This is a genomic window from Halorussus litoreus (assembly GCF_003382685.1).
Classification (GTDB): Archaea; Halobacteriota; Halobacteria; order Halobacteriales; family Haladaptataceae; genus Halorussus; species Halorussus litoreus.
Genome location: NZ_QLVG01000088.1, coordinates 1 through 5,629, shown reverse-complemented (window position 1 = coordinate 5,629; position 5,629 = coordinate 1). Strand labels below are relative to the sequence as shown.

Annotated in this window: 8 protein-coding genes; 5 read left to right on the top strand and 3 right to left on the bottom strand. The window is 62.6% G+C overall.

The window, feature by feature from the left end; translation table 11 throughout:
* Window positions 1-554: AMP-binding protein (locus DPQ64_RS18295; RefSeq protein ID WP_157971785.1), on the top strand; the 554-nt coding region annotated here is incomplete at its 5' end.
* 234 nt (window positions 555-788) lie between these two features.
* Here the strand turns inward: DPQ64_RS18295 and DPQ64_RS18290 are convergent.
* Window positions 789-1,610, bottom strand: a complete 822-nt coding sequence (locus DPQ64_RS18290) for a hypothetical protein (RefSeq protein ID WP_115865727.1) — start codon at window positions 1,608-1,610, stop codon at window positions 789-791.
* A gap of 161 nt (window positions 1,611-1,771) precedes the next feature.
* On the opposite strand from DPQ64_RS18290, the gene DPQ64_RS18285 reads away from it, so the two are divergent.
* Both DPQ64_RS18285 and DPQ64_RS18280 read left to right on the top strand, forming a co-directional pair.
* Window positions 1,772-2,497, top strand: coding sequence for a type 1 glutamine amidotransferase (locus tag DPQ64_RS18285; protein ID WP_115865726.1), 726 nt, complete (start codon window positions 1,772-1,774; stop codon window positions 2,495-2,497).
* A gap of 191 nt (window positions 2,498-2,688) precedes the next feature.
* Complete coding sequence (locus DPQ64_RS18280; RefSeq protein WP_157971784.1) at window positions 2,689-3,021, top strand: DUF7344 domain-containing protein; 333 nt, start codon at window positions 2,689-2,691, stop codon at window positions 3,019-3,021.
* Window positions 3,022-3,050: 29 nt separating this feature from the next.
* Here DPQ64_RS18280 and DPQ64_RS18275 read toward each other — a convergent pair whose 3' ends face one another.
* The gene (locus DPQ64_RS18275; RefSeq protein WP_115865724.1) at window positions 3,051-3,443 is read right to left on the bottom strand and encodes a PIN domain-containing protein; all 393 of its coding nucleotides are present in this window, start codon (window positions 3,441-3,443) and stop codon (window positions 3,051-3,053) included.
* Window positions 3,440-3,652, bottom strand: coding sequence for an antitoxin VapB family protein (locus tag DPQ64_RS18270; RefSeq protein WP_115865723.1), 213 nt, complete (start codon window positions 3,650-3,652; stop codon window positions 3,440-3,442). Before DPQ64_RS18270 ends, DPQ64_RS18275 begins: the two co-directional genes overlap by 4 nt.
* A 193-nt stretch (window positions 3,653-3,845) precedes the next feature.
* Between DPQ64_RS18270 and DPQ64_RS18265 the strand changes: the two genes are divergently transcribed.
* Complete coding sequence (locus tag DPQ64_RS18265) at window positions 3,846-4,349, top strand: hypothetical protein (RefSeq protein WP_115865722.1); 504 nt, start codon at window positions 3,846-3,848, stop codon at window positions 4,347-4,349.
* Window positions 4,350-4,384: 35 nt separating this feature from the next.
* Entirely contained in the window at window positions 4,385-5,548 is a 1,164-nt protein-coding gene (locus tag DPQ64_RS18260; RefSeq protein ID WP_115865721.1) for an acyl-CoA dehydrogenase family protein, read from the top strand.
* The last annotated feature ends 81 nt before the right edge of the window (window positions 5,549-5,629 follow it).

The window sequence follows — 5,629 nt, the reverse complement described above, 5'->3', positions numbered from 1 at the left end:
CCCGCGCCCGCGTCGGCAGGCCGTTCCCCGATTGCGAGGTCCGACTGGCCAATCCGGAGAGCGGTGACACCGTCGCGGAGGGCGAGGTCGGTGAACTACAATTCCGCGGGCCGGTGACCGCGCGGGGGTATCTGGTCGGGGATGGAGATGACGGCGAAGCCGAGCGCCGGACGGACGAGTTCCCGGAGTGGGTGCCGACCGGCGACCTCGCCTCCCGCGAGGACGGCGACTACTACCTGCTCGGACCGGTCGGCGAGACGCTGCAATCAGGCAACCGACGCGTCCATCCAAGGGAAGTCGAGCGCGCGCTGGAGGCCCGCGAGGACGTGACCGCGGCGGGCGTCGTCCCCGACTCGGAGGGCGTGCTGGCGGCGTTCGTCGGCGACGCCGAGCCGGGCGAACTCCAGTCGGTCGTGGCCGATGCGCTCCCCGAGGGCGCGACGGTGCGGCAGGTCGAGGCGGTGGCCTCGCTCCCGCGGCGGCCGACCGGCGAACCGGACCGGGCGGCGCTCAGGCGGCAGTTCGAGGGCGAAGAGCGGTTCGAGAAGGAGTAGATACGTTACTCGGCGTTCTCGGAGGCCGCCTCGACCGTGGAAATAAAAGCATCTACGAACCAAATCGGAAGTCAATTACTCCTCTTCGTCAGAGGGCCGACGGCCTTTCGAGACGACTTGACCGTCGAAGACGATACGCGAGACTCGCTCGCGTCGTTCGCTTTCGTTATCCCGTTTGCTCATTCGTGGCTGAATCTTCTTCGTACAGAACTAAATAGGTTGGGATAATGCAAGTCAATCGACCCATAGATCGAGTTCACCGACCACTCGTCGTATCTGGTTCGGATAACCGGAAGCCAACGTAATCGTGAGGAGAGCGACGTTCGATGCACCTTCTAACGGGAGTGGAACTGGATCGACGAGGCCGTGATACACGCCGAGAGCGAGGTACGTAACCGCGTAAATCAAGAGGAGTATCGTCGAAGTTGAAAAGAAGGAGTTCAATATTTCTGTCGATTGGTTTTCACGAATCCACTTTGCGTAGCTTTTCGATAGAACGAGATTCAGTTCCTCGGCGGTGAGATCTTCTCGTAACATCGTGGTGATGTTCGGTTTACTTACTCCTGCACGAGAATCCGAAGAAGTGTACGTCAATCCAGCAGTCGCGCTAGACCCAATCAGCAGGAAAATCCCCGTCCCCAGATACACGTTCAGAAACCGCCTGAAGGGAACAATTGGGTTGTTAGCAGAAAAGGTAAGTGCCGATAGGATCAACCCGATTAACAGCACGTTGATTCGAAGGATTCTGATCGCCTTTGTGTCGATGTCGTTAAGGTTCTCTACCTGGGTGTCGAGCGTCTCACGTGCCTCGGAAACTCCTTTTTCCAGAGATGAAGAGCCCATGGGATGATACTGAATATTTGCCAACTCTTGGGTCACTTCTTGATTGGTGCCCGAGTCGATAGAAAGAAAGAGAAAGAAGGCCGATTCAACACTCCACAAGAGAACAGTCGATTCGAGAGCGTGCTCCGATAGTGCAGTAACTGCTACAATCGGAGTGAGGAAGAACAGCAGTATAAACCAGTACAGGTGTGACGGAGCACTGCTGTGATTCATTACTCGAAGAGAATCACCAACACTAACTTTTTACTTTCTATATCTCCCTAGAATAATTCATAGTATTCTGGAAACGCCTCGGAACAGGGTCGTGTTCTAATTACCGGCAGAACTCCCCACGGCGGAACGCCTTTTTAACTGGGGGTGCATTAACTCGGTCAATGAGCCGATTGCGAATCGCGTTTATAAATGCCGCTCACGAGGGGGGCGACACCCGGCGGAACTTCCGGCGGGAGCTCGACGCCGACCTCGTGGAATTCGACGCGAACGACGGCCACCTGCCCGACAGCCTCGACTTCGACGGCGTGGTCATTTCCGGGTCGCGGTCGTCGGTGTACTGGGACGAGGAGTGGATCGAGCCCACGAAGGAGTGGGTGCGCGAGGCCGTCGAGGCGGGGCTGCCCTGCCTCGGCGTCTGCTGGGGACACCAGCTGCTCGCGGACGTGCTCGGCGGCGAGGTCGATCACATGGGCGAGTACGAGATCGGCTACCGCGAGGTCGAGCACACCGGCGATTCCCGGCTGTTCGAGGGCGTCGACGAGCGGTTCACCGTCTTCACGACCCACTCGGACGCGGTGGTCGACCTCCCGCCGGGCGCGACCGAGATCGCGTCGAACGACTACTCGAACCACGGGTTCCGGAAGGACCACGCGTTCGGCGTGCAGTTCCACCCCGAGTACGACGCCGAGACCGCCGAGACCGTAGCGTCGGGCAAGGACCTTCCCGACGAGCGCCTGCAGGCGGTGCTCGACGGCATCACCGAGGAGAACTACCGGGCGGCCTGCGAGGCCAAGCTCGTCTTCGAGAACTTCTGCGACTACGTCCGCGAGGTCCGCAACGACGCGGAGGCCGACGCGAGGACGACTCCGAAGCCCGCCAGCGAGTAGATTTCACTCACCACCGTCGCCGGCTCGCGATTCGGTCACTAGCCTACTTGAATACCGTGACTAGTGAACCAGCAGCCACACCTCGGTCGGGGATGTACTATCGGGAGATGGAAGACGGAATAGCCGACGGTAACGGAACCCGGTCTCGACGCGTACCCTCGCTGCGCGACTCCGAGTCGGACGCGCCTCCGTTGTCGCAGGACAACGTGTTCGACGCGCTGTCCTCGAAGCGGAGCCGGTACGTGCTCACCTACCTCCGGGCGGTCGAGTCGTCCGTCGAGATCCTGGAACTGGTCGAGACGGTCGCCGAGTGGGAGACCGGCAAGCCCATCGACCTCGTCTCGGAGGAGCACTGCGGCCGCGTCGCGACCTCGCTTCGACACTCCCAGCTGCCGAAGCTGTCGATGATGGGGATGGTCGAGTACGACGAGGCCGACGGGGTCGTCGAGCGCGGCCCGCACGCCGAGCAGGCCGACGCGTACCTCGACGTCGCCTCCGAGCGCGACGAGAACGTGTCGGTGTAGGAGTAATAGGAGGACGAGACGGGGAGACGCTACAGGAAATCGACGGTCACGTGGTCGGTGATCCCGTCCACGTCGAAGTCCGAGTCGGCGATGGCCAGGGGTTCGCCGATTCGCTTCGCCGCACCTGCGATGAACGCATCACGTGCCGCGAGTGGTTCGCCGTTACTCGCGAGTTCGTTCTGGAGTTCGGCGGCAGCCCGAGGGACTCCGGAGATGTCGTCGACGATACTCACCCACTCGAGCGCACCCTCTACCGCGTCGAAGTTCGCTTGACCCGATTTGAAGATCTCCCCCTGATACACTTCGAACGCCACGAGTGGCGGAGCCACCGCACGCTCGTCGAGATGGGTTTCGACATAATTCACGGCGTCGTCGACACCGTCGAGGTAGTCGATGAGAACGCTGCTGTCGTACAGCGTCATCGGAACCCGATGTCCTGTTTCATGTTTTTCCGCGCCTCGCGGGCCTTCTCGGCGGCGTCGGTTCCGTCCCAGAGCCCAGCACCCTCTCGAACGGTTTCTCGCCGCTCCCGAACCAGACGCGAGAGCAGGTCGTCGAACGTCTCTTCGTCGCCCTTCAGCGACACGAGTGCAGCGTGCGTGTCCTCGTCGACGCGAATACTCTTGCTCATACACAACTGTATACGATTCTGTATACAAAAGTGTTCGGCCCTCTATAGTTCGAGTTCGAAGCTTCGAGCCGAAGACGTTCGCACTGCTAGATTGTTCCCGGTCGGAACGGCGCGAGCACCGTAGCTGCTAAACCGCAGCTAAATTCTTCGCTAAACCAGTGGATAGAAGCCCCGCCGCGCCTGAAACGGTCGTATGGGCGACAGTAGAACTCCCGAAGGGCCGGACGGCGTCGGGACTCACCGTGACATCGCGCTGAAACTCCTCCAGCTCGACCTCGCCATCGCAGCAATCTTCGTCGCCGGAATCACGTTCGGCGTCGGGGACGCGAACTGGGAGAGCGTCGAGCCGTTCCTGAACGGAGCGATGGTACTCGGCTGCGTCTCGATAGTCGTCTCGACGGTGCTGGCGCTGCTGGTCGTAGTCGAAATCACGTTCACCGAAGCGGCGGCCGAGACGGGTTGGGTACACGACCACCTCGCGGGACTGGTCGGCGTGACGGTCGTCGTGACGGGATGGAGTCTCCCGCTGTTCGCCACGGGGGTCGTCGTCGGTCTCCACGGGAGTTGGGACCTTCCGGCAGGCGTGTGGCAGCTGGTCGGGCTGATGGTCGTCCTCCACGCCGTCCCGACGTGGTACGTCCTGCGGCGGAGCTACTTCGCGCGGTTCGGCTACCCCTCGGGCGCACGGGGCGAGTAGGAGCGTTTTTTACGTTCCCTGCCTCACGTTCCGTCATGCTCGACTACGTCTCGCTGGAGGCAGACCTCGATGAAGAAGAGCGCATGATCCGGGACACCGCCCGGGAGTTCGTCGAGGAGCAGGTCAAACCCGACATCGGCGACCACTTCGAGGACGGCACCTTCCCGTCCGAGCTGATCCCGGAGATGGGGAAACTGGGGTTCTACGCGCCGAACCTCGAGGGGTACGGCTCGCCGAACGTCAGCGAGACCGCGTACGGGCTGCTGATGCAGGAGCTGGAGGCGGGCGACTCGGGCATCCGCTCGATGGCGAGCGTGCAGGGTGCGCTCGTGATGTACCCCATCCACGCGTTCGGCTCCGAGGCCCAGAAGGAACGCTGGCTGCCCGGCCTCGGCGAGGGCGAACTCGTCGGCTGCTTCGGCCTCACGGAGCCCGAACACGGCTCGAACCCCTCAGGGATGGAGACGTACGCCACGAGGGAGGGCGACGAGTACGTCCTCAACGGCTCGAAGACGTGGATAACGAACTCGCCCATCGCCGACGTGGCGGTCGTGTGGGCGCGCGACCGCTCGGCCGAGGACGACCCCGTTCGCGGGTTCCTCGTCGAGACCGACACCGACGGCGTGACCACGAACAAGATCGATGACAAGCTCTCGATGCGCGCCTCGGTGACCGGCGAGATCGGCCTCAACGACGTCTACGTGCCGGAGGACGCGGTCCTGCCCGGCGTCGAAGGGATGAAGGGCCCGCTGTCGTGTCTCACGCAGGCCCGGTACGGCATCGCGTGGGGTGCGATCGGCGCGGCCCGCGACTCGTTCGAGACCGCCCGAGAGTACGCCACCGACCGCGACCAGTTCGGCGGCCCCATCGCGCGCTTCCAGATGCAACAGCAGAAGCTCGCGGAGATGGCGACCCAGATCACGACGAGTCAGCTGCTGGCCCACCGCCTCGCGGACCTCAAGGAGCGGGGCGACCTGCGCCCCCAGCACGTCTCGATGGCCAAGCGGAACAACGTCCGGATGGCACGCGACCAGTCGCGGGTCGCCCGCGAGATGCTGGGCGGCAACGGCATCACGACCGACTACTCGCCGATGCGCCACATGGCGAACATGGAGACGGTGTACACCTACGAGGGGACCCACGACATTCACACGCTGATCCTGGGCGAGGACCTCACCGGTATCGCAGCGTACGAGTGATCAGGTAACCCTGAGGTCGTCGCTCCCTTTGCTCGTTTTTCGTCCCTGGAGGCTTCGCTGCTCCCGGTCGCGGGGGCGCCG

What these genes read in the sequence shown, in the direction of transcription:
- DPQ64_RS18290 (WP_115865727.1), bottom strand. Translation starts at nt 1,610, where the DNA reads ATGAATCACAGCAGTGCTCCGTCACACCTGTACTGGTTTATACTGCTG.
- DPQ64_RS18285 (WP_115865726.1), top strand. Translation starts at nt 1,772, where the DNA reads ATGAGCCGATTGCGAATCGCGTTTATAAATGCCGCTCACGAGGGGGGC.
- DPQ64_RS18275 (WP_115865724.1), bottom strand. Translation starts at nt 3,443, where the DNA reads ATGACGCTGTACGACAGCAGCGTTCTCATCGACTACCTCGACGGTGTC.
- DPQ64_RS18270 (WP_115865723.1), bottom strand. Translation starts at nt 3,652, where the DNA reads ATGAGCAAGAGTATTCGCGTCGACGAGGACACGCACGCTGCACTCGTG.
- DPQ64_RS18265 (WP_115865722.1), top strand. Translation starts at nt 3,846, where the DNA reads ATGGGCGACAGTAGAACTCCCGAAGGGCCGGACGGCGTCGGGACTCAC.
- DPQ64_RS18260 (WP_115865721.1), top strand. Translation starts at nt 4,385, where the DNA reads ATGCTCGACTACGTCTCGCTGGAGGCAGACCTCGATGAAGAAGAGCGC.